The organism is Rufibacter aurantiacus, from assembly GCF_017916345.1.
Classification (GTDB): Bacteria; Bacteroidota; Bacteroidia; order Cytophagales; family Hymenobacteraceae; genus Nibribacter; species Nibribacter roseolus.
This window is the reverse complement of the sequence record NZ_JAFMSV010000003.1, coordinates 331,639-353,325: the sequence shown is the minus strand read 5'-3', so window position 1 is coordinate 353,325 and position 21,687 is coordinate 331,639. Positions and strand designations below refer to the sequence as shown.

Annotated in this window: 17 protein-coding genes and 2 tRNA genes; 7 read left to right on the top strand and 12 right to left on the bottom strand. The window is 50.7% G+C overall.

The window, feature by feature from the left end; genetic code table 11:
- Window positions 1–59 precede the first annotated feature (59 nt).
- The 4 genes from J3P34_RS12030 to J3P34_RS12015 all read right to left on the bottom strand — a co-directional run bounded on the left by J3P34_RS12030 (window position 60) and on the right by J3P34_RS12015 (window position 3,297).
- Window positions 60–132 (bottom strand) — tRNA-Thr (locus J3P34_RS12030).
- 94 nt (window positions 133–226) lie between these two features.
- Window positions 227–299, bottom strand: a tRNA-Thr gene (locus J3P34_RS12025).
- A 129-nt stretch (window positions 300–428) separates the two neighbouring features.
- Window positions 429–2,705, bottom strand: a complete 2,277-nt coding sequence (locus J3P34_RS12020) for a DUF349 domain-containing protein (protein WP_210488933.1) — start codon at window positions 2,703–2,705, stop codon at window positions 429–431.
- Between the two features lie 25 nt (window positions 2,706–2,730).
- Entirely contained in the window at window positions 2,731–3,297 is a 567-nt protein-coding gene (locus J3P34_RS12015) for a YqgE/AlgH family protein (protein ID WP_246853690.1), read from the bottom strand.
- 206 nt (window positions 3,298–3,503) lie between these two features.
- Between J3P34_RS12015 and pdxH the strand changes: the two genes are divergently transcribed.
- Genes pdxH through J3P34_RS12000 form a run of 3 tightly spaced genes read left to right on the top strand, consistent with a single transcriptional unit; the run spans window position 3,504 to window position 6,034 of the window.
- Window positions 3,504–4,157: a pyridoxamine 5'-phosphate oxidase gene (pdxH, locus tag J3P34_RS12010; protein WP_210488932.1), complete on the top strand. Its 654-nt coding sequence runs from the start codon at window positions 3,504–3,506 to the stop codon at window positions 4,155–4,157.
- Between the two features lie 43 nt (window positions 4,158–4,200).
- On the top strand, window positions 4,201–5,478 hold the full coding sequence (locus J3P34_RS12005; protein ID WP_210464910.1) for a DUF1015 domain-containing protein: 1,278 nt from the start codon (window positions 4,201–4,203) through the stop codon (window positions 5,476–5,478).
- Window positions 5,465–6,034 (top strand): Maf family nucleotide pyrophosphatase, encoded by a 570-nt coding sequence (locus J3P34_RS12000; protein ID WP_210488931.1) that lies wholly within the window; start codon window positions 5,465–5,467, stop codon window positions 6,032–6,034. The genes J3P34_RS12005 and J3P34_RS12000 overlap by 14 nt, the downstream gene beginning before the upstream one ends.
- Window positions 6,035–6,173: 139 nt before the next feature.
- Here J3P34_RS12000 and J3P34_RS11995 read toward each other — a convergent pair whose 3' ends face one another.
- The 4 genes from J3P34_RS11995 to sdaAB are packed head-to-tail and all read right to left on the bottom strand — an operon-like array spanning window position 6,174 to window position 10,712.
- Window positions 6,174–7,172, bottom strand: coding sequence for an NAD(P)H-dependent glycerol-3-phosphate dehydrogenase (locus J3P34_RS11995; RefSeq protein WP_210488930.1), 999 nt, complete (start codon window positions 7,170–7,172; stop codon window positions 6,174–6,176).
- A 3-nt stretch (window positions 7,173–7,175) separates the two neighbouring features.
- Window positions 7,176–8,561 carry an efflux RND transporter periplasmic adaptor subunit gene (locus J3P34_RS11990; RefSeq protein WP_210488929.1) on the bottom strand — a complete coding sequence of 462 codons (1,386 nt, stop codon included), beginning with the start codon at window positions 8,559–8,561 and terminating at the stop codon, window positions 7,176–7,178.
- A gap of 7 nt (window positions 8,562–8,568) precedes the next feature.
- On the bottom strand, window positions 8,569–10,032 hold the full coding sequence (locus tag J3P34_RS11985; RefSeq protein WP_210488928.1) for a TolC family protein: 1,464 nt from the start codon (window positions 10,030–10,032) through the stop codon (window positions 8,569–8,571).
- Entirely contained in the window at window positions 10,032–10,712 is a 681-nt protein-coding gene (sdaAB, locus tag J3P34_RS11980; RefSeq protein WP_210488926.1) for an L-serine ammonia-lyase, iron-sulfur-dependent subunit beta, read from the bottom strand. Before sdaAB ends, J3P34_RS11985 begins: the two co-directional genes overlap by 1 nt.
- A 224-nt stretch (window positions 10,713–10,936) precedes the next feature.
- Between sdaAB and J3P34_RS11975 the strand changes: the two genes are divergently transcribed.
- Window positions 10,937–11,905, top strand: coding sequence for a tryptophan 2,3-dioxygenase family protein (locus J3P34_RS11975; protein ID WP_210488925.1), 969 nt, complete (start codon window positions 10,937–10,939; stop codon window positions 11,903–11,905).
- A 221-nt stretch (window positions 11,906–12,126) separates the two neighbouring features.
- Here J3P34_RS11975 and J3P34_RS11970 read toward each other — a convergent pair whose 3' ends face one another.
- The 3 genes from J3P34_RS11970 to J3P34_RS11960 all read right to left on the bottom strand — a co-directional run bounded on the left by J3P34_RS11970 (window position 12,127) and on the right by J3P34_RS11960 (window position 17,610).
- Window positions 12,127–12,543 (bottom strand): T9SS type A sorting domain-containing protein, encoded by a 417-nt coding sequence (locus J3P34_RS11970; RefSeq protein WP_210488924.1) that lies wholly within the window; start codon window positions 12,541–12,543, stop codon window positions 12,127–12,129.
- Between the two features lie 425 nt (window positions 12,544–12,968).
- The gene (locus tag J3P34_RS11965; protein ID WP_210464902.1) at window positions 12,969–14,444 is read right to left on the bottom strand and encodes a RagB/SusD family nutrient uptake outer membrane protein; all 1,476 of its coding nucleotides are present in this window, start codon (window positions 14,442–14,444) and stop codon (window positions 12,969–12,971) included.
- Window positions 14,445–14,466: 22 nt separating this feature from the next.
- A complete protein-coding gene (locus tag J3P34_RS11960) occupies window positions 14,467–17,610 on the bottom strand; it encodes a SusC/RagA family TonB-linked outer membrane protein (RefSeq protein WP_210488923.1) in 3,144 nt (1,047 codons plus the stop codon).
- 633 nt (window positions 17,611–18,243) lie between these two features.
- Between J3P34_RS11960 and J3P34_RS11955 the strand changes: the two genes are divergently transcribed.
- Both J3P34_RS11955 and J3P34_RS11950 read left to right on the top strand, forming a co-directional pair.
- Window positions 18,244–19,821, top strand: coding sequence for an NAD(P)/FAD-dependent oxidoreductase (locus J3P34_RS11955; RefSeq protein ID WP_210488922.1), 1,578 nt, complete (start codon window positions 18,244–18,246; stop codon window positions 19,819–19,821).
- Window positions 19,822–19,892: 71 nt separating this feature from the next.
- Window positions 19,893–20,252: a CoA-binding protein gene (locus J3P34_RS11950; RefSeq protein WP_210488921.1), complete on the top strand. Its 360-nt coding sequence runs from the start codon at window positions 19,893–19,895 to the stop codon at window positions 20,250–20,252.
- Between the two features lie 169 nt (window positions 20,253–20,421).
- Here J3P34_RS11950 and J3P34_RS11945 read toward each other — a convergent pair whose 3' ends face one another.
- Window positions 20,422–20,811 carry a rhodanese-like domain-containing protein gene (locus J3P34_RS11945; protein WP_246853689.1) on the bottom strand — a complete coding sequence of 130 codons (390 nt, stop codon included), beginning with the start codon at window positions 20,809–20,811 and terminating at the stop codon, window positions 20,422–20,424.
- Between the two features lie 335 nt (window positions 20,812–21,146).
- Between J3P34_RS11945 and J3P34_RS11940 the strand changes: the two genes are divergently transcribed.
- Window positions 21,147–21,686, top strand: a complete 540-nt coding sequence (locus J3P34_RS11940; protein ID WP_210464898.1) for an RNA polymerase sigma factor — start codon at window positions 21,147–21,149, stop codon at window positions 21,684–21,686.
- Window position 21,687: the final 1 nt, after the last annotated feature.

Below are 21,687 nucleotides of genomic sequence, written 5' to 3'. Positions count from 1 at the left end.
GAAAAAATAAGGCAAAAAAAAGCGCTTGCATCTTTAATGAATGCAAGCGCTTTGAAGAGAGCCCCCAGCCGGGATCGAACCAGCGACCTACTGATTACAAGTCAGTTGCTCTACCAGCTGAGCTATGGAGGCTTTTGCTTTATTAGCCATATGGCCTCTGAAAGCGGCAATAAAAAGATTTTCAAAAAACAGCACTTACAGGTCTGTCCTATAAGTGCTGTTTGGGAGCCCCCAGCCGGGATCGAACCAGCGACCTACTGATTACAAGTCAGTTGCTCTACCAGCTGAGCTATGGAGGCTTTTGCTTCTGAAACCCTGGTGGTTTCTGAAAGCGATACAAAAGTAGAGGTCTTTTTGATATTTGCAAAAAGACCTCTCAACTAATTTGCGGCCTTTGCAGAAAGGCCCTGAAAGTCAACGGGAAAAATTTACGACCGAAGTGCTTTCAGCTGTCTTTTCAGGTGCTGAATGCGGTTCTGGGCATCGTCAATCTTAGACTGGTATTCCTGCCGGAGCTTCTCTGCGTTCTTAGACCGGGCAAAGAATTCAATGTTGGTCTTCAAAGTAGATATGTCATTTTCCAGCGAGGTGATATCGCGGCGCAGGTGCTGCTCTTTCTGGTACAGCTTCTGGTCGCCGTCAGGGCTGGCCTTCATGTGGTTCAGCTGCAGTTGGAACAAAGTCTGCTCTTTCTGCTGCGGGCTCATCTCCGGCACTTTGTCCAGGTACTTGGCCAGCAGTTGCTGGAATCTGTCCTCCACTTTGGGGTTTCTTTTGCCTTCTGTGGAGAAAGACTGCCACTCCTGGTGAATCTGGTTGAACTCTTCTAGGGAACCAATAAAGGTTGGATCCGCAACTTTGCCCGCCAACTGTTCACAGTAGTTCTGCTTCTGCGCCGAGAGCTGGTTCAGGTGGGTTTCCTTGTTCTGTACTTCCTGGTGCAGTCTGTCAAAGAAAGCGTTGCAGGCCGTTCTGAAACGGTTCCAGATTTTGTCTGAGTACTTGTCTGGCACGCGGCCAATGGTCTTCCACTTCTTCTGCAGCTGAATGAGCTTTTCTTTGGTGCTGTCCCAATCCTCGCTGTTCTGCAGGCTTTCGGCTTCCTCGCACAGGGCTACCTTCTGGCGGTAGTTCTGCATCTTCTCCTCGTCCAGGGCTTTGAAGAAGGTGTTCTTGTGGTGAAAGAAGGCTTTGTAGCTGCTCCAGAAAGCTTTGTTAACTTCCTCGGCGTTTTCCTTAGGCACCAAACCGGCGGCATCCCATGCTTCCTTCAACTGCTGAATCTGGTCGGTTTTGTCGCGCCAGTCATTGATGCGGTCTGAGGTAAAATGCTGGAATTGTTCAATTTGGGCCAGAAGGGCTCTTTTTTTCTCCAGGTTGGCCAGTTCCTCGGTTTTCCGGGACTCAAAGAACTGTTTTTTTCTCTCGTGCACCTGCTCAGAGGCCTGGATGAAGCGGTTCCATACCTGGTCACGCATCTCATTGGGTACCGGACCTATGTGTTTCCACTCATCATGCAGGTGGCGGAGCTCCTGCAGCGCTTTGTTGATGTTCTCTTCGTTGGCCAGGCCTTCGGCGCGCTCGCACAGCTGGTTCTTGGCATCCAGGTTGCGTTTGCGGTCCAGCTCTTTCAGTTCAAAGAAGATGCTGCGGTTGTTGTAGTACATGTCCAGCAGGGCATGGTAAGAGTTCCACAGCTGCTGGGCCTCGGCGGTAGGTACTTGGCCAATGGCCTTCCACTCATTCTGCAGTTCTTTGATGGCGTTACCGCTGGTCTGGGTCTCAGAAGACTCAATAAACAGGCGAAGACGCTCCAGAAGGTCGCGCTTCTTCTGCAGGTTCTGGATTTTCTGCTCCTCTTCCTGGCGCTGCTCTCTGAACCGAGCCTCCCTGAAACGCTGCATGGCCTGCTCCACGTCTTTGTGGGCGCGGGGGGCATTGTACTCAAAATCGTCTGGAGAGCCGCCTTCGGCAATAAACCGGTTCAGGGCCGCCTGGCGCTCTTCCTGGAACTGCGGTTCATAGATTCTGTACAGGGTGTTGAGGGCACGGCCAGATTTCCTGGTGTTACCTTCCTGGGCCAAAGAAAGGATCTTGGTTCTTACCTCATCTATGGATAAATGGGTGTAATCTTCCTCTGGGTGCAAGTCTTCCTCTTCAGAAGTGGTTTCCTCGTGAGTTTCCTGGGCGACCGGAGTGGCTGGTGTTTGCACCTCAGGACCGGCTGAGGGGCTTTCTGGACTCGGGTCATTTGGGGCGGAAGGTTCTTCTGTTTGGGCCAACGGCGTTTCTGTTATCGGGGTGGCCGCAGTGGTTGGTTCTTCGGTGGAGGCGGTTGGCGTTTCTGCTTCTGGGCTAGCTGTAGCCATTGCAGGAGTTGGCAGGTCCGTCTGCACGGGTACTTGTGCAGACGTTTCTGGCGGCGATCCATCAAAGGCGGGCTCGGTAGCCAGGACGGATGATTGGGTCAACGCTGGCTCCACTTGGGGAGCGGCTACTTCCAGAGCAGCCGAAGCCTCTGTGACTGGGGTTTGCTCAAAAGTTTCTGCGGGAACTGCGGGGGCCTCATTACGGGCATTTATTTCAGCTAAACGTTCTTCCAGAATTCTACGTTGGTCCAGCGCCTGGTCTTGGCTAGATTGTGCTTCGGTAGACTGCTCTTCCGCTTTTCCGTTTGGCTGATTTTCCGGATTTAGGTTCATCATACACGTGGGGCTTTGCGCCTTTGGATTAGTTTAAACTTGGGTCCGCGGGATAGTTGGCGTACATTTTGTATTTGCCTCCCATTTCCTTTAATATATCGCGCCACAAGGTATCTATATTCAAAGTAAGCAATTTATTCGCAGCATTGTTATTAACAAACCAAACATTTTTATCAATTTCTTCATCTAGCTGCCCGGGACTCCACCCGGAATAACCCACGAAAAACCTGATTTCGTCCTGTAATACAATTCCCTGGTTCAGCCAACGGGTGAGTTCTTCAAAGTCTCCGCCCCAGTAAAGACCAGAGGCAATGGGTTGCGCATCCGGTAAATTAGGCAGGCGATGGATATAGTGTAAGGTGTTGGGCTGCATGGGGCCTCCCACCGCCAAAGCCATGTCAAAGACCTCTGCGTTGATGTCCACCACATCAGACAGATGCAAGGCAGAAACCCGGTTCAGCACCAGTCCTACCGTGCCGTCTTTGTCATGCTGGCAGATCACCACCACACTACGCTCAAAGTTGGGGTCACCCAAGAATGGTTCTGAGATAAGGATGCTGCCCTTCTGGATTTCTTTCGCCATCTTTCTAGTCATCTTTTTCCGTGGATTTAGCTTTCTATACTTACTGAATCGGGGGTTATTTGGTTTGCGGCAGATTCTGTACCAAAATTGAGAAAACGCATAAAAAACGCCGGTCGTAATTGTTAAAGCGTAAAAGAAAAGGCTTTTCGCCGTAAATCCATCGCATTTAAATAGAAAGCCCTACTTTTGGAACCGTCTAACAATTCAGTGTAAATACCATGGCCACTCCCCTGTCTCTTGCCGATATCAGGATCAACTATTCCCTGAAGGAACTTACCCTGGAAGCCGTCTCCCAGGACCCGCTGCAACAGTTTGAGACCTGGATGCAGGAAGCCCTGGAAGCCAAAGCCGATGAGCCCACCGCCATGACCCTAAGCACCGCCGATGCGCACGGCCGTCCTACGGCCCGGGTGGTGCTCTTGAAGGCTTTGCAAAAAGAGGGGTTTGTGTTCTACACCAATTATGAGAGTCGTAAAGGCCAGCAACTTCTGGAAAACCCTTTTGCCGCCCTCACCTTTTTCTGGCCGGCGCTGGAACGGCAGGTGCGCGTGGAAGGCCGCGTGGAACGCATTTCCCCGGAAATGTCAGACACCTATTTCCATAGCCGGCCGCGCGGGAGCCAGATAGGGGCCTGGTCCTCGCCGCAGAGTACCGCCATTGCGGACCGCAGCATCCTGGAGAACCTGGAGAAAGAGTACTCGGCCCGCTTCCAGGACCTGGAGGTGATTCCCCGGCCCGAGCATTGGGGTGGTTACCAGGTCAAGCCAAACCGGATTGAGTTCTGGCAAGGGCGCCAGAACCGGCTCCATGACCGGCTCTTGTACGAAGTGGACAGCCACGGACACTGGCACATCCAGCGCCTGGCGCCCTGATCGTTTAAGGTCCATATTTCAAAAAACAGCTTAAAACCAGTCAATGGCTGAAATACTCCCCATCAAAGGCTTCAGGTACAACCCCAGGCTCCCGTTTTCCATAGACGCGCTCACCTCTCCCCTGTTCGATGTGGTTTCTGTGAAGCAACGCCAGGCCCTTTACCGGAATCCCTATAACAGCATCCACTTATCGGTGCCGCCCGGCCCGGATCCCGCCGACATGGCCCGCCGAACCGCCGAGCACTGGAAAAGGGCTGGCATTCTGCTCCAAGACCAGTTACCCGGCATCTACGTCTATTACCAGTATTTCACCTTGCCGGGCTCCAGCCGCGAGTACTGCCGCAAAGGGTTCATGTGCCACATCAAGGCCTACCAATGGGAAGAGCAGGTAATCCTCCGGCACGAGAACACCATCCCGGCGGCCGTGAACGACCGCATAGAACTACTGGCCGAGACCCGCATGCACACCAGTGCTACCCACGGCTTGTTCCTGGACCCCGACTTCACCCTGGAGCAGTACATGGATGAAAGCATCACTTCGCCGCTGTATGAATCTGAGGATTACCAGGGCGTGCGCGATGTGCTCTCCGTGATCCATGATGCCGAGGTTATCCAAATGTTTGTAGACCTGCTGCGGGACCAGCAGATCATTCTGGCAGACGGCCACCACCGCTACGAAGGGTCTTTGCAGTACCGCAAAAAGATGCAGGAACAATTCCCCGGAGCCACAGGTGAGGAGCCTTTCAATTACCATTTGATGTACCTGACCAATGCCGCCTCAGATGACCTCCGCATCTTGCCAACCCACAGGCTGTTAGAGCGTTTACCCATCTCACCGGAAGAATTTCTGGAGCGGTTGCAGGAGTTTTTCGTAGTTACGCCCATTGAAGAGGCCTATGAACTGAACGAGGTGATTGTGGGTAAGAAGTGGGCGTTTGGAGTTTATTTTGGCGAAAACAGCTTTAAAGCGCGGCTCAAACCTGAGGTACACGCCCAACTGGATTGGGACATTCCGCAGGAGGTGAAAGACCTGGACCTAACCGTCATGCACTATTTTATTCTGGAACGCGTACTAGGAATCTCCCCAGAGGAACAGCGTCAGTACCCGGGTCTCTCCTACGTCCGGTCCTTTGCCGAGTGCATGGCCAAAGTGGACAGTGGCAAAGCCGAAGTGGCCCTGATCACGAACGAGGTGAAGATGGAAGAGGTGCAGCGGGTTTGTCACTCGGGTGCTGTTATGCCTCAGAAATCAACGTTTTTCTACCCCAAAACCATTTGCGGGTTTTTATTCAGCTCAATAGACGAAAATGAATTTTACTAAAAAATACATCCTGGCCTCCAACTCCCCTCGCCGGAAGGAACTGCTCACCAACCTGGGCCTCCCGTTTGAATCCCGCGTAAAGGAAATAGACGAGACTTACCCCACAGAACTGGAACGCGCCGAGGTTGCCGAGTACCTGGCCGCCCACAAGGCCAGCGCCTACCGTGAGGAACTGCAGCCCGAGGAAGTCATCATCACCGCCGATACCATTGTTTGCCTGGACCAGACAATTCTGAACAAGCCCTATGACCACGCGCAGGCCACCCGCATGCTCACCATGCTCTCAGGCCGCAGCCACGAGGTCTACACCGGGGTTTGCCTCCTCAGCCTGGAGAAAAGCGTGGTCTTTCATGATGTGACCACGGTCCACTTCAGAGATCTCACCCGAGATGAGATAGATTTTTACATCAACCACTACAAACCCTTCGACAAAGCCGGAAGCTACGGCGCCCAGGATTGGCTGGGCTTGGTAGGTATTAAGCGCATTGAGGGTTCTTATTTCAACGTGATGGGCTTACCAGTCCACCGCCTCTACGAAGAACTCCTGACCTTCTAGTATAATCTTAGAACCGTATTGAGGCCGATTTTTAATAAACGCCCCTAAAACAGAACACCCGCCTTTATTAGAGGCGGGTGTTCTGTTTTAATCCTAAACCATGCATATCGGGTAGTTTCCTAAGGAAAAGCTGTCGTGCTTACTTAAACTTATCCTTTAAGATCTCAATCTCAACTCCTGGAGAAATACGTTCATAGAGAATATTGTAAACGGCTGTGGTAATAGGCATATCTACCTTCAGGCGCTTGTTCAGTTCATGTATGCTTTGCACGGCGTAATACCCTTCGGCCACCATGTTCATCTCAAACTGCGCAGATTTCACCGTATAGCCCCGCCCGATCATATTCCCGAAGGTACGGTTCCGGCTAAACTGCGAATAGGCGGTTACAAGTAAGTCCCCCAGGTAGGCGCTACCTTTCAGATCTCGGTGCAGGGGCATGAGTGCGTCCAGGAAACGCTCAATCTCTTCCATGGAGTTAGACACCAATACTGCCTGGAAATTGTCGCCGTAGTTAAGGCCGTGGGCGATGCCGCAGGCCAGGGCGATGATGTTTTTCATAACCGCGCAGTACTCCACGCCGTCAATGTCATCCAGCGGATTGGCTTTCACGTAGCGGTTCCGGAGCAAGGCGCAGAACTGCTCGGCACGGTCCAGATCCACTGATCCGATGGTCAGGTATGATTGCTTTTCCAGGGCTACTTCCTCAGCGTGGCAAGGACCAGCAATCACACACTGGCGCTCGGGCGGAACGCCGTAATGCTGCTCCAGAAAATCAGTGATCAACAGGTTTTCCTTTGGGATCATGCCCTTCACCGCCGATACCACTGTTTTGCCTTTTAAGGCGTCTGGGGCCAAAGGCGACAAAGCTTCTTTCACAAAGGCTGCGGGAACAGCTAGAATCACCCAGTCTGCCTGGGTTACAGTTTCCCGGATGTCACTTGAAGGATGAACGTATTCCAGGTCAAACCTAACCCCGCTCAGGTATCTGGGGTTGTGGGCATACTGTTGGAGATGGTGCACATCGTCCTGGTTCCTGAGCCACCAGCTTACATCCGTTTTATTTTCTGATAATATCTTCACCAGGGCGGTTGCCCAGCTTCCGCCGCCTAATACGGCAATTCTCTCTCTTTCCTGCAAAGCTTAGTTATCTTCTTCTTCTGGTTGATCTTCTTTTAAATTTTGGCTCAGTGATTTTTCATCCTTCACAGTTACCAGGTCACCATCTTTGAGTTGTTTGGAGACCGCTCTGAATGGGCCAGAAACCACCTCCTGTCCCGGTTTTAAACCGGATAAAATCTCTATGTTGTCAAAGTCACTGATGCCGGTGGTCACCTTCACCATCTTCACTTTTCCGCCCTCGTGCACGAACACCACTTCTTCCGGACGTTCCTCGGGTCTTACTGGCTTGTCTTCCTGCGTAAAGTTGTTCTCCGGGCCATCGGTGGCACCCTTGGGCTTGTCTTTGGCACGGGTAGTCACGGAGGCTAACGGAACCGACAGAACATTGTTTTTCCGGTCAGTGATGATGTCTACGGAGGCGGTCATACCCGGTCTGAAAGGCGTGCGGCCGTTCTTCTGTATAAGGTCTTTGTAAGACTCGTTTAATAACCTAATTCTTACCTCAAACTCAGTCACAGCTTCAAGTGAAGCTGCATCTTTGGCGGTGTTGGCGATGGAGGTCACCACGCCTCTGAACTTGCGGTTGGTGTTGGTGTAGGAATCCACCTCCACAATAGCAGAGTCATTCAGGCGCACCCGCACGATGTCGTTTTCGTTCACGTTAACCCTGATCTCCATGTTGTTGAGGTTAGCGATGCGCATGATCTCGGTACCGGCCATCTGGGAAGTACCCACTACGCGTTCGCCGCGCTCTACGTTCAGCTTGGAGACCGTGCCGCTCACGGGCGCATAGATAGTGGTTTTCTCCAGGTTCCGGCGAGACTCATCCAGGGAGGCGCTGGCGCTGCGAACGGTGGACTCAGCGGCTCTCACGCTCTGGCGGGCGGCATCTACTTCGGCGCGGTTGGCCTCAAACTGGGCGCGCGAGGCGTCTATCTCAGACTGGGAGATCACCTTCTGCTCAAACAGCTTCTGGTTGCGCTCATAAGACTGACGGATGTTCTTGCTGTTGGCCACCGCCTGGTTCAGGCGGGCGCGGGCCTGGGCCAGGTTGGCGCGTTGCGTGTTCACCGAGGCAGACTGCATCTCCACCATGGCCTGGTAGTTGTCAGGGCGGATACGGAGCAGCAGCTGACCAGCTACTACTGAGTCTCCTTCTTTCACGTACAGTTCCGTAATCTCCCCGGAAACGTCAGGGCTGATCTTTACTTCAATTTCGGGCTGCACCTTGCCAGAGGCGCTTACTTTCTCTACTATACTAGCGGCCTTTGCTTTGGCCACCGCTACTTCTATTCCTTCTTTCTTCCCTATCCAACCCTGCTTTTTGGCTACCAGCAACCCTGCCAGAAGTAAAACCAATAAGCCACCCAGAATGTAAATCAGTTTGTTCGATTTGCGTTTTGCCATGAGTCAATTAGAGAGTGATCGTTTTTCCCTGGTAGAATTCAAGGAACTTGAGTCTGAAGATGTAATCGTATTTAGCCTGGATAATGTCTGACTGGGCTTTCACATAGTTGTTTCTGGCCACGTTGAAATCCACGCTATTGATGAGGCCGTTGTTCAAACGGATCTCGGCATTTTTGAAGGATTGTTCAAAAGACTCCAGCTGCTTTCTGGCAGATACAAACCTTTTCTGGGCATTGATGGCGTTGGTATAAGCCTGCGCAATGTTCTGCCGAAGCTGGTTTCTGGCAATGGCCGTGTTCAGCTCGGCGTTTCTCAGGCCTATTCTGGAAAGTTGCACATTGTTGCGGGTTCTGAAACTGTTGAGGATAGGAATGCTCAGGTTCAACCCTACATACTGGCCCAGGTTGTCCTGCAACTGGTCCATGTACTTATATTTTGTGGGAGTACGGGTTCTATCTGAGTAGGTGGTAATCACGGGTGTGTTGGTGCCTTGTACCACCCCAATGGTCTGGGTTACGGTTTCTAGGGGGCCAACTAAAAAGAAGGGCGTTCCGCTGGAGTAGCGGGTACTCACACTTCCGCCCAGGCTAAGGGTTGGGAAATAGGCACCTTTGGCAATGTCAATGGTTTTTAAGGCACTCTCTACCCGCAATTGGTTGCTTCTGATCTCCGGCATGATGCTTTCTGCGGTTTCATAGACCTGCTGGGCATCAAACGCGATCACTGATTGGTCCGGATCTGGCAGCTGCGGGATTTCAATAGCAAAATTGGTGGGTGCCGTGTTCTCCAGGTTCAGCAGCTGAATCAACTGCAGCTCTGATATTTCAATCTGGTTCTGCGCCGTGATGATATTGAGCTCATCGCTGGCCAACTGGGCGTTGAGTTCAAGCACGTTGCTTTCCGGCACACTGCCGGCTTTGAAAAGCTTTTGGGTCCGCTCAGCCTGGGCCTTGGTCAAATTGTAGCGCTCCTGATTTGTTTTCAGCAGTTCCTGGTTCAGCAGAATATTCATGTAAGACGTCACGATATTCAGCATGAGGTCATTCTGCGCCTTTTTCAGCTCTTGTTCGGTCGCTTTGAGGTTAAGCCTATTCCGCTTCACGGTGTTCTGGACCTGCAAACCGCTGAAAACCGGCACCGATGCCTGCAATGAGAAACTGCTGGAGCGGTTTGACTCATTGCGCTGCTCATAGGTGATGGGGTCATTGAAGAAACCGAAGCTCATGCCGTGTGAGGCGCTGGCGTTGAACGCAGGCAGGAAATTGGCCATGGCCTGTCTTACGTCAATGGCATCCTGCTCTACAAAAAGGCCAGTCTGCTTTACCTGCAGGTTATTCTGCAGGCCGGCCTGGATGCACTGCTGCAAACTCCAGACGGTTTCTGTGGGTGTGGTGGTCTGGGCCACCGAAAAGGTATGGCAGCCAATGACCAAACCCAGCGAAGCGAGAAATTTGGAAGAAAAACGTCGCATTATAAGTCAATGTTAGGGATATAGATCACGTTCTTGACCCAACTCAGCTGCCGTAGGTACTCCAGCGAGATGGGGCGCAGCCCCGAGTCCATCTCAATGAACTGGCGGGCAACATCATTGCGGCCTTTGCGGGACACGTTCATGGTGGCGATGTTGCAGTCATCATGCGCAATAATGCTGCTGATGAAAGCGATACTGCCGGTCACGTCATCGGCGTCAATGATAAGCGTATGCAGGTTAGCCGAGAAGTTGGAGGGAAAACCATCCACCTCCACAATGCTAATCACGCCTCCGCCCCGGCTTTGCCCCACTACCTCGCAGGTTCTACCATCAGCAGCCGTGAGGCTGAGCTTGATGGTGTTTGGGTGCATGGTAGAAGCGTTCCCGATGGATTTGAAGGTGTACTTCAGGCCGCTGGCTTCTGCATGGGTAAAGGACTCTTTGATGCGGGTGTCATCGGTTTTATAGTCCAGGAGCCCGGCCAGGATGGCCCGGTCACTGCCGTGCCCCTCATAGGTGCGGGCAAAGGAGTTATAAAAGGTGATGGTGGCCTCTACCGGCGCTGACCCCAGGATCCTTATCGCGGCCCGCGCAATGCGTACCACCCCGGCCGTGTGCGAGCTGGAGGGCCCTATCATCACCGGCCCAATCATATCAAAAATGCTGCTTTTCTCTGCCATTGTCTTTGTGCTTTCTTCCGGCATCAAAGTTAAAGATATTGTTCACCCTTAGGCAGCCGCTGCCAAAAAAACAGAAGTGGAACCTCTTTCAGAAAGATGCAGGAAGAAGCCGAATGGTTGTCCTGCTTTCCCTCATATTGCGTATAGAAAAGGTTCAAACCAATTTCTTTTACTTTCTTTGTCGCAAGTAAAGAAAGATAATTACAACATTCAGAAAATAATATATGCCGGACCGCACCTTCTCCCCCCAGGTTCTGGAACTGCTGGAGCGCCTCCAACAGAAATACAGCCCGTTGGGCCAAGACCTGGCTTCTTACCTTGAAGGTCTTCTGTACTCAGACTTCATCAACTACTGGGACTATATCCACCTAGACACCCTCCTGAGCCTGCAGACACCCCGCACCAAGATCCCTGATGAGGAAATCTTCATCATGTACCACCAGGTAACGGAGCTCTATTTCAAGCTTTGCCTGCATGAGTATCGGCAGATTGGCGAGGACCCTGCTCCCACTGCGCAGATGCTCATTAAGCGGGTGGGCCGCATCAACCGTTACTTTGAGAACCTCATTGACTCCTTTGATGTGATGGTGGACGGCATGGACCCGAAGCAATTCCTTAAATTTAGGATGGCGCTTATGCCGGCCAGCGGATTTCAGAGCGTGCAGTACCGCAAGATTGAGATCTGCTCAACCGATCTGCGCAACCTCACTGACAAAGCCAAGCGTGAAGCTCTGGGCCAGCAAAGCACCCATGAGGAGATGTTTGGTTGTATCTACTGGAAAGAAGGCGCCACAGAGGCTGCCACCGGCGCCAAGACCCTGACCCTGCTTCAGTTTGAGGAGAAGTACTCTAAAGAGCTCATGCAGCATGCTCAGGAATTCCAGCACAAGAACATCTGGTCTGTTTTCAGGCGTCTTTCTGAGGAAGAGCGTCAAAATCAGAAACTCATCAATCACCTCAAAGAACTTGACAGCAACGTCAACGTGAACTGGCCCCTCATGCACTACAAATCGGCGGTGCGGTACCTGCAGCGCGACCCAGAGGTAATTGCCGCCACCGGGGGCACTAACTGGCAAAAATACCTGCCTCCCAAATTCCAGAAACGCATCTTCTACCCCGAGATCTGGACTCAGGAAGAGAAAGACAACTGGGGCAAAGGCTGGGTGAACGACATCATTGGCGAGGTGAACTAAATTTCACCATTCATTAAGGGAGCTTAGGCTCCCTTTTCTTTTGCTCTATAATTGCCTGCTCCTCACTCTAGTTTTGAGCCCGATTTTGGAAAAACAGGTCCTAAATGCAAGGGCTAACAATACCCTTTTGGTGCTTACCTTTAGTATCTGTTAAGGTTTATGAAGAGGCTTTTAAATAGTTCTTTTTCAGAAATTAATAAAATCTGTTTAGAGCCTGTTTTTCAGATTTTGATCATTTTCTTAATGACCTGGGCCTTGTCTATTTTGATGCTGATATAATAATGTCCCTGCTGAAGGGAATGTATTTTCAGGTTGATTTCCCCTTTTTCATCAGCGGTATAAGTTTTCTCGTCCATGACAATGTAGCCAATGGCATTCTTGATCAGGATGGCCGCGGAGGCATTCTTGGTAAAGCCCTTGATGTTTACCTCATCAGTAGAGTTAGGATTGGGATACAGCTTCAATAACCTGCTCACTACCAGTTCCGGGGTTCCGGTGGAATTAGTTGTTGCAATAGGTTCTTCAACACGCTTGGAGCCAAAGCTATTCTTGGCCACCAGGCTTTGGGTGAGCAGTAACATCATTGCCACCAACATGAAGGAAGGGGCCCATCCGGTTTTGATAGAGGTAAATTTCATAGTTCGTTTCTATATAGATGGTTAGGGGGATTTCTGTTTCCAAACAATTATGATTTGCTTCCTTTTCTGCCCTTGTTTCTGACCTCCATCCCTTCCTCAGGGCACCTGGTTTTCACTAATCTTCTTGTTGCTTAAATAAATGTATCTTTTAGAAATGCTACTTGAAACCTATTCTTGACCAGGCCCATGATAATATGTATGAATCTGGATATTTCGCTCCTGAGGTCAGAAAAGCTTATACCCATACTTCTGGCTGTATCACCAAGGGCATAGTGGCTAATTATGTGAGAGCAGCTTATTAGATGAGCAGGTATAAGGGCCAAAGCCATCAAGTGTTTTGACCCTTGTTTTTGAAAAACAGCATTAAAACAAAAAAAGGCTGCCCTTTGCAGAGCAGCCTTTTTTATTATGTAACTTGGACTTCCTTATGGGTTTTGAGGCCCGAAGTTAGGGTTGTTGATGATTTCCAGCTGCGGGAACATGTAGATGAACAGGTCGCTGTTGGCTGGGGTAGTGCCCAACACCGCAGTGTGGTTACCTTCCCGTACCAACGGCTTCTGCAGACGTTTGATGTCCATCAGCCCGAAACCTTCTCCGTACAGCTCTTTTCTTCTTTCTACCCAAATCTCATCTACCAGTTCAGCACCGGTAGTGGTTGGAGCAACCGCATCGGCTGGATTTGTGAAACGTTGCTGACGCAGGGCAAATACCAATTGCTGAGCATCGGCATCCTGACCCAAACGGGCTTTCGCTTCCGCTTCAATCAGGTACATTTCCGCAGAACGCATCAGCACGAAGTCACCACTCAGGTCTGGCAGGTCCTTGAATTTAGTAACTGTATATCGGTTGGCATCGGTGGTACCCACCGCTTCCTGGAACTCCCGGCGAGCGTCTGTCAAAGCAAACAACTCAACGAATTTATCATTCGCCCGGATGTTGTTATAACCTCTGCGCACGTAGGTTCTGTTGCCTTTTGCGTCAGTGGTGTAACGACCATCCATAGTGGAGTAGAAAGAAGCAAAAGCTACCTGCTGATCAGCTGATTGGGCAAGTCCCCAGATCCATTCATTATTGGCGTAGTTGTTAAAACCTTCTTTCCAAACAGATGGTGACATCAAAGGATAACCTTCTCTTGCTTTGGCAGCGTAATCAGCGGCCTGAGCCCATTCACCCATCTCCAGGTAAACGCGGGCCAACAAACCTTGGGCTACATTCTTGTTGATGCGGCTTTTGGTTGGTCTGGCGGTGGTCAGGTCACGCTCAGCAATGGTGAGGTCCTCCAGAATCTGGGTATACACCTGCTTTAATGTGGCTCTGGGTTGCCCCTGAGATTGCGCAGTTGTTTGCTCCAGTACCAACGGTACGGCCAATGCATTTGGATCCTTCAGGTACGTATGCTGGTAAGTCCGGGCCAGGTTGAAATAACCGAAAGCACGCAGGGCTCTCGCCTCACCTTCATAGGCCAGACGTTGGGCTTCTGTCATACCAGGTACCTTGGCTGCGTTGGCAATGATGTTATTGGCGTTGGTGATGATACCGTAGTTGGTAGCCCATAACATATAAGTACCGCGGTAAGTTGGAAGCTTGTTATCCAACTCGTATTGGAACACAAACCAGCTGGTGGGTGCCATGATATCCTGGCCCATTACGTCCCAGGTCTCATTGAAGTGCGGCACACCGTAGCTGTCATGGCTGGCTGTTGAACCGGAGTTCACCGGTGCATCGCGCATTAACCGGTAGATACCGGTCAGAGCAGCCTCCACCCCAGCCGTAGAGCTGAACGCCTGCTCGTAAGACACGGCGTTTGAAGGAACCGTCTCCAGGAAATCATCTTTACAGGCGCCTAAGCCCAGAGTAGCTCCCAGGATAACGGTATATATTCTAGCTTTATTGATTTTCATTTACTCTAGTATTTGTCTGTTATTAGAAAGAGGCACGTACCCCAACAGAATACGTCTTCATGGTTGGGAAACTGTTGGAAGTGATACCGTCAAGCGATTGCTCAGGATCCATCCCTTTCAGGCCTTTAGACCAGGTCCACAGGTTGTCTCCTTGTACAAACACGCGCAGACCTTTCATTCTCAAACGCTCCTGCACGTTGGCTGGCAAGGTGTAACCCAGGGTTACGTTGCGCATGCGTACATAAGAAGCATCGGTGAGGAAGCGGGAAGAACGAGCGTTAGCGTTCAAAGACTGACCGGTACCCAAACGAGGCACATCTGTCACGTCACCTGGGTTTTGCCACCTGTTCAGGATGTCAGTGCTCCAGTTGTAACCGGCAGAAGAACCACCACCCATCAGGCCGCTGTAGTCAGTGTTCAGGATTTTACCGCCGAAGCTGTAAGAGAACAACAGACCCAGGTCGAAGCCTTTGTAGCGCAGGTTGTTTGACAAACCTCCGGTTACGTCTGGCAAGGCATTACCAACATAGTAACGGGTAGCCTGGGCGTAGTTGGTGGTAGTTTGTCTTTCCACCACCCCTTCTGCGTTGGTTACATCACGGTACCACATGCTCAATCCAGTCTGCGGATCTACCCCTGCAAAATCCTCAATGAAGAAGTCATAGATAGACTGACCCACTTTGTACTGCTTGGTTCCGCTCAAAATAGTTGGCTGCGGAAGCTGAGTGAACTCGTTATTATTATGAGCTGCATTCAGGTTCATATCCCAACCGAATTTCTCAGTATCCACGATGTGGGCAGTGATGTTGGCCTCAAAACCTCTGTTGCGCATAGCACCCAGGTTGGCAGACACTCTTGTGAAGCCCAAAGAAGGTGGCAACGGCTGATCCAACTGAAGGTCTTTTGAGTTTCTGTCATAGAAATCCAAAGACACATCAAATCTGTTGAACACGGTAGCGTCTAAACCTACGTTGAAGATGGCTTGTTTTTCCCAGGTAAGGAAAGGGTTCTCCAGGGTAGACACAATCATACCCGGTGCAGACAAGTCTGGGTAACCAGTGTTGTAAACACCTCTGTAAGCATAGTAAGAAGAAAGGTTCTCGTTACCGGATGTTCCGTAAGAAGCTCTCAGTTTGGCGTTATTCAGCCAATTCAATTCTTTCATGAAGTTCTCCTCAGACAATCTCCAGGAAGCACCCACAGAGTAGAAGTTACCCCAGCGGTTATCTTTCTGGAAACGGGAAGAACCGTCACGACGGAAGGAGGCAGACAGGTAATACTTATCGGCTAAGCCGTAGTTCACCTGGCCCAGGAAGCTTTGCAGCGCACGTCTGTCAGTTTGTGAGTTGGAGCTCACAATGGTAGCGGCGTTGTCCAACTCGGTCATGCCTTCAATTGGAATGAAACCAGTCTTCTGGGTAGACACTGAGTTGGAAGAAAGGTTATATACCTCAAAACCACCCAAGGCGTCAATGGTATGCTGGCCAAAAGTTTTGTTCCAGCTCAGGATGTGGTTGAAAGTGTACTCCGTGAAGGAAGATCTGCTTTGGGTACCACGTCCCCCGATTGAGCCGGAGGCATCACCGTATTTAGGGTTGTAGAACGTCACGCCACGGTAGTTGTCACCGTTCAGGGCCAAAGAGGTTCTGTATTTGAAATCTCTCAGGAAAGTGATCTCAGCGAAACCATTCCAGCCCCAGGTAAGGTTACTTCCTTTAATAATATCCAAGGCAGTAGTACCAACCGGGTTGCTGTTGCCGCCGTAAGGACGCGCCGTGTTGAAGTCAAACTCCTCTGGTCCGGTGAATGGAGTGCCATCAGCGTTCTTTCTTCTGTAGATTGGGTAAATGCTGGAGATGTTACGTCCCCAAGACACTACGTTCCGGAACGAGGTACCGCTAGAGGTAGGTGCATTCTGGTCTGTGTAAGAAAGGTTGGCGCTCAAACCAACTTTAATGTTGTCACGCACCTGTGAGCTTAAGCGCAGACGGGTAGAGTAACGCTTGAAACCAGAGGTGATGAAAGCACCCTGCTGGTCCAGGTAGTTACCAGAGAAGTAGTAGTTGCTCTTGTCATTGCCACCCTGCACGCTGAGGTCATACTCCTGACGCACGGCTTTTCTGTACAAGGCATCTCTCCAATCTTCATCCCACGCTGGGGTCAAACCTGGTTTGATCTTGCCGTCCAAACCCACTGGCTCTACTTCAGTAACTCCATTGGCGTTGTTGAAAGGGTTGTATTGCTGTCCGTTGCCGGCACCTGCCAATCTGGTAACTACCAACTTAGAAGCATACTCCTCCGGAGAAGCGTATTTACCTTCCCAAAGCGCTTTGTTGGCTCTGGCGTCGTTACGCAGGGCTTCCCAGGTAAGTTCATACATCTGGGAGGCGTTCACGGTCTTGTAATCCTTCACAGCGAAGTCAGACACCCCTACGGTAGCCCCGAAGCTGATGGTAGGCTCTTTAGGAGCAGAACCGCCTTTGGTAGTGATCACGATCACCCCATTGGCCGCTCTTGATCCGTAAAGGGAAGCCGCAGTTGCGTCTTTCAGCACGGTCATGGACTCAATGTCATGCGGATTAATGGCGTTGATGTCACCGGAATAAGGCGCACCATCCACTACGTACAGCGGAGAGCTGTTGGCGTTCACAGAACCTACCCCCCTGATACGAACGGCACTGGTAGTACCAGGCTGTCCGCTGGAAGAGGTTACCTGAACCCCAGGAGTTAAACCAGAAAGCGCTTTGGTCACGTCGTTGGCCTGCATTTTTTCAATAGCCTCAGACTTTACAGAGGTTACGGAACCGGTATAGGACTTCTCCTCTGCCGTACCGTAAGCCACTACCAATACCTCGCCCAGTTGGGTGTTATCCTCCACTAAAGCTACGTTCACAGTGCTTTGGCCGGCAATGGCCACTTCTTTATTAGTGTACCCAATAAAAGTGAACACCAGCGTTCCGTCACCAGAAGGAACGGAGATCTCATAATCACCGGTGACACCGGTAGGGGCAGCGGTTGTGCTGCCTTTGAGTTGAACAGTAACCCCTGGCATTCCTTCGCCAGTCTTTGCATCGGTTACTTTTCCTTTAATTGTCCGACTTTGCGCCCACGCATGGCTAACCAGCGACAGCAACAAGACGAAGCTGAAAAATATAACTTTCTTCATTTAGGATTTTGATTGTAATGGGTCGGAAATTTTACTTTTTTCTTCAGATTGGTTTGCCTGAATATAGAAAGTACAAGTTGTCTGGTTTCCTTCCCTAAAAATGTTTAGCTCCTATTTTTCAACGCTTTATTAGGAACCTGAGTGTTTGTCTGTGCCAGAATTGATAAAAACTGGTTAAAGCGGTTTTTTGGCGGTTGTTGCAATTATTGCTTACAGGTATTCTTTCTCTTATCTCCCTCCTTTCCTTCTAGTTATCATTCAAAATCAGATTTCTCTGATTTGCAAAAATAACGGACTGTCAATTGATTTTAGTTTATGCACTTTTCTTTTTTGCAAGATTCTTTATAAAATGAAATACTTCTTTGAAAGGTCATATCTGAAAATCAATTTTGGTTGCCGTTTTAACCTGGAAAGCAGGCTTTTATGATCAAAACCTTTTTTTGCACCCAAAACTTTGATGCGTCATGCAAAGTGGAAAGCATCTGTTTTTGCACTGGTTAAGGTAAAAAGGCCCAAAAACGAATTTATCTACCCTGTTTTTGGTTAAGCAAGAGTGGTTATCTTTGCAGCCATTTTCGGGAAGGAAAACCCACCCATTTTATACTTTAAGGTTAACTACCTTACATCTACTTTATGAAAAAAGAACTTGACTTGGTCTTAGCGCCCGAGGTAGCCTATGACCCTGCCCTTCTGGAGCGCGAACTTCTGCAGCAAGCCGGGATCACCCGTCCGGAAGATGCAGCCTTCATCCATAAGATAAAACGCTCTATTGATGCCCGCGGCCGCAAAGTGCAGGTAAAGGTGCGCGCCGATGTGTACACCCAGGCCCCTGACCTTTCTACCCTGCTGCCTACCTACCATTACCCTGAACTGAAACCAGATGCCAAGCGGGTCCTCATTGTGGGGGCCGGTCCGGCCGGGCTTTTCGCAGCTATGCGGTGTATTGAACTGGGCCTGAAGCCGGTGGTGGTGGAACGAGGCAAGGACGTGCGTAGCCGCCGACGTGATCTGGCCGCCATCAACAAAGAGCATATCGTTAACTCAGACTCTAATTACTGCTTTGGGGAGGGCGGTGCCGGAACCTACTCAGACGGTAAGCTCTATACCCGCTCTAAAAAGCGCGGCGACGTGCAGCGCATCCTGCAGATCATGGTGCAGCACGGCGCCACCACTGATATCCTTTTTGATGCCCACCCGCACATCGGGACAAACAAACTGCCGGTCCTGATTGCCGAGATGCGCGAAACGGTTCTGGCTGCTGGCGGCGAGATTCATTTCAATACGCGGGTAACTGATTTCATTTTGGAGAAAAACCAGATGAAAGGTGTCATCACCGCCGATGGTTTTTCTCTGGAGGGCGAAGCCGTGATTCTGGCTACCGGCCACTCGGCCCGCGATATCTATGAGTTGTTGCACGCGAAGAATATCCTGATTGAAGCCAAGCCTTTTGCCATGGGCGTGCGGGTAGAGCACCAGCAAAGCCTCATTGACGGCATCCAGTACCATTGTGACGGAGACCGCGGCATGCACTTGCCGGCGGCTTCTTACTCTTTGGTGCAACAGGTGGCTTATAAGGGTCAGGAGCGCGGCGTATTCTCGTTCTGCATGTGTCCGGGAGGTTTTATTGTACCGGCGGCTACGGCTCCCGGTGAGGTGGTGGTGAACGGCATGTCGCCCAGCCGGCGGGATTCCAAGTACGCCAACTCCGGCATTGTGGTGGCGGTGAACCTGGAAGACATGGACTTGAAGCAACACGGCCCTCTGGCCGGACTGCGCTTGCAGCAGGCCTTGGAGCAGAAAGCATGGGCTGCCGCGGGCGGTACCCAGGTGGCCCCAGCCCAGCGTCTCCATGATTTCGTGAAAGGAAAGGTTTCCTCTTCGCTCCTGGACACTTCTTATCAACCTGGGCTGGCCACAGTAGACATGATGGAAGTTTTGCCACCTATGATTGGACAACGGTTAAGAGGCGGGTTCCAGGAGTTCGGGTATAAGATGCGGGGTTATCTCACCAACGATGCCCAGATTGTAGGCGTGGAAAGCAGGACCTCCTCGCCGGTACGTATTCCCCGGGACAAGGAAACGCTGCAGCATCCGCAGATCCAGAACCTGTTCCCCTGCGCCGAAGGAGCCGGATACGCCGGTGGTATCGTGTCGGCGGCCATGGACGGGGAGCGTTGCGCAGAGCAGGTGGCCGTTTTGATCCGCGGTTAACCCGCTACGTTTTTGTGAGTATAACTACTATGGCGTTTAACGCCTGATTTTCTAATCTAAAGTGAGAAGAGATGAAAAAGACCGTGGTAATAGGCGCCTCTGACAACCCAGGGCGCTTCAGTTATAAAGCTGTCCATCAGCTGAAAAGATCGGGCCATGAGGTGGTACCGGTGGGCATAAGGCGCGGCGAGGTGGCCGGTTTACCTATTGAGACAGAGAAACCTTCCATTGACGAGGTAGATACGGTGACCCTGTACGTGGGACCGCAGAACCAGCCCACCTGGTATGATTATATCCTGTCGCTCAAACCCAAACGCATTATATTTAACCCAGGAACTGAGAACTACGAATTGGAGAAAAAGGCAAAGGAGCAAAATATCAAAACCCTGCACGCCTGCACTCTGGTCATGCTATCGGTAGGTAATTACTAGGCTTTTAGGAGCTGAATTATAAAAAGGGTTTCGGGGCTGTTTGCAAAAAAACAGCCCCGAAACCCTTTTCTTTTATAGCTGAGGGTAAAATACAGTAGCTTAGGTGTAAGCTTTCACCCAAAGCTGCTTTGTTTTGGACGGATTGCTGAAAATCAGGTCAGAACCAGTCTTACTTTTTCTTTTCTTCCTTGGTTTTCAGGCCGGCTGCTTTTAGGTCTTTGTAGCCACCAATGTTATAGACATTGGTGAACCCGGCCTCCTGCATCAATTTCAAAGCTTGTCCGCTGCGGTTCCCGCTGGCGCAGTATAGATAATAAGTCTTGTCCTTGTCCCACCCGGCAAACTCCTGGGCGAATTTTCCGCCTCTGAAATCTGAGTTGCGGGCTTTTTTCAGGTGCCCCGCCTGGAACTCCTCCGGAGTGCGTACATCTACCAGCACGCCCTTCTCCTTTTTGCTTACTTCCTTGTATTCTGTGGCTGTAATGGCTGCCTTTGGTTTTTCCTGTGCCCAAAGAGGCTGGGCGCAGAACAGCGCCAAAGCGAACATGATTCTTTTCATACCATAAAGATGAGAGGATTGCTTTTTGTATCCAAACAAACCAAGCCAACAACCTTCGGGAAAGGAAATCTTGGTCATCGTTCTACAGCAGTTTTTCAGAAATCGGCATAAAAACAAAAGAACAGAATATTTTATTGGCGGGCAAAGAAGAAGCTAAAGAGTGAATACACTTGGTAAACAGCACTTTACCTTAATATTATTTGATTTTACTTCAATAATATTGCTAGTATCTTATATTTACTTGAAAAATTTTCCGGACCTCAGGCAACCGATCTCTGAGGGGGCGCATCTAACATACAAACAGGCATAAATTATAGCTTAAATCTCTACAACCCGTGAATGAGTCTGAACTGGTACTAGCACTGCAGAAAGGCGATGCCAAAGCCCAGCGAATCTTGTACGATCGCTATGCCGGCCCCATGATGGGCGTGTGCCTGCGGTACCTCAAGAATGAGATGGATGCTGAGGAGGTCCTCATCAACGGGTTCATGAAAGTGTACCAACACGTAGGTCGGTTTGAGCAGAAAGGAAGCTTTGAGGGTTGGGTTCGGCGGATCATGGTGAACGAGGCGCTGCAGCACTTGCGCAAGCAGGAGCCCATGCACCTGGCCATTGAAAAGGAACACAACTACCTGGCCTCAGAAGACGCCTCGGCCGACAGCGAGATGACCGCCGAGGAAATGATGGAGTTGCTGCTGGAACTTCCGGCCGGCTACCGAGCAGTCTTCAACTTATATGCCATTGAAGGTTACTCGCACAAAGAGATTGCGGAAATGCTCAACATAACAGAAGGCACTTCCAAATCACAGTTAAGTAAAGCGCGGGCCATGCTGCAACGCATGCTGGCCCAGCAAGGAGTAGTGATCGCCCTCTAAA

What these genes read in the sequence shown, in the direction of transcription:
- J3P34_RS11960 (WP_210488923.1), bottom strand. Translation starts at nt 17,610, where the DNA reads ATGAAGAAAGTTATATTTTTCAGCTTCGTCTTGTTGCTGTCGCTGGTT.
- sdaAB (WP_210488926.1), bottom strand. Translation starts at nt 10,712, where the DNA reads ATGGCAGAGAAAAGCAGCATTTTTGATATGATTGGGCCGGTGATGATA.
- J3P34_RS12005 (WP_210464910.1), top strand. Translation starts at nt 4,201, where the DNA reads ATGGCTGAAATACTCCCCATCAAAGGCTTCAGGTACAACCCCAGGCTC.
- J3P34_RS11955 (WP_210488922.1), top strand. Translation starts at nt 18,244, where the DNA reads ATGAAAAAAGAACTTGACTTGGTCTTAGCGCCCGAGGTAGCCTATGAC.
- J3P34_RS12015 (WP_246853690.1), bottom strand. Translation starts at nt 3,297, where the DNA reads ATGACTAGAAAGATGGCGAAAGAAATCCAGAAGGGCAGCATCCTTATC.
- J3P34_RS12020 (WP_210488933.1), bottom strand. Translation starts at nt 2,705, where the DNA reads ATGATGAACCTAAATCCGGAAAATCAGCCAAACGGAAAAGCGGAAGAG.
- J3P34_RS11975 (WP_210488925.1), top strand. Translation starts at nt 10,937, where the DNA reads ATGCCGGACCGCACCTTCTCCCCCCAGGTTCTGGAACTGCTGGAGCGC.
- J3P34_RS11990 (WP_210488929.1), bottom strand. Translation starts at nt 8,561, where the DNA reads ATGGCAAAACGCAAATCGAACAAACTGATTTACATTCTGGGTGGCTTA.
- J3P34_RS11970 (WP_210488924.1), bottom strand. Translation starts at nt 12,543, where the DNA reads ATGAAATTTACCTCTATCAAAACCGGATGGGCCCCTTCCTTCATGTTG.
- J3P34_RS11945 (WP_246853689.1), bottom strand. Translation starts at nt 20,811, where the DNA reads ATGAAAAGAATCATGTTCGCTTTGGCGCTGTTCTGCGCCCAGCCTCTT.
- pdxH (WP_210488932.1), top strand. Translation starts at nt 3,504, where the DNA reads ATGGCCACTCCCCTGTCTCTTGCCGATATCAGGATCAACTATTCCCTG.
- J3P34_RS12000 (WP_210488931.1), top strand. Translation starts at nt 5,465, where the DNA reads ATGAATTTTACTAAAAAATACATCCTGGCCTCCAACTCCCCTCGCCGG.
- J3P34_RS11985 (WP_210488928.1), bottom strand. Translation starts at nt 10,032, where the DNA reads ATGCGACGTTTTTCTTCCAAATTTCTCGCTTCGCTGGGTTTGGTCATT.
- J3P34_RS11950 (WP_210488921.1), top strand. Translation starts at nt 19,893, where the DNA reads ATGAAAAAGACCGTGGTAATAGGCGCCTCTGACAACCCAGGGCGCTTC.
- J3P34_RS11965 (WP_210464902.1), bottom strand. Translation starts at nt 14,444, where the DNA reads ATGAAAATCAATAAAGCTAGAATATATACCGTTATCCTGGGAGCTACT.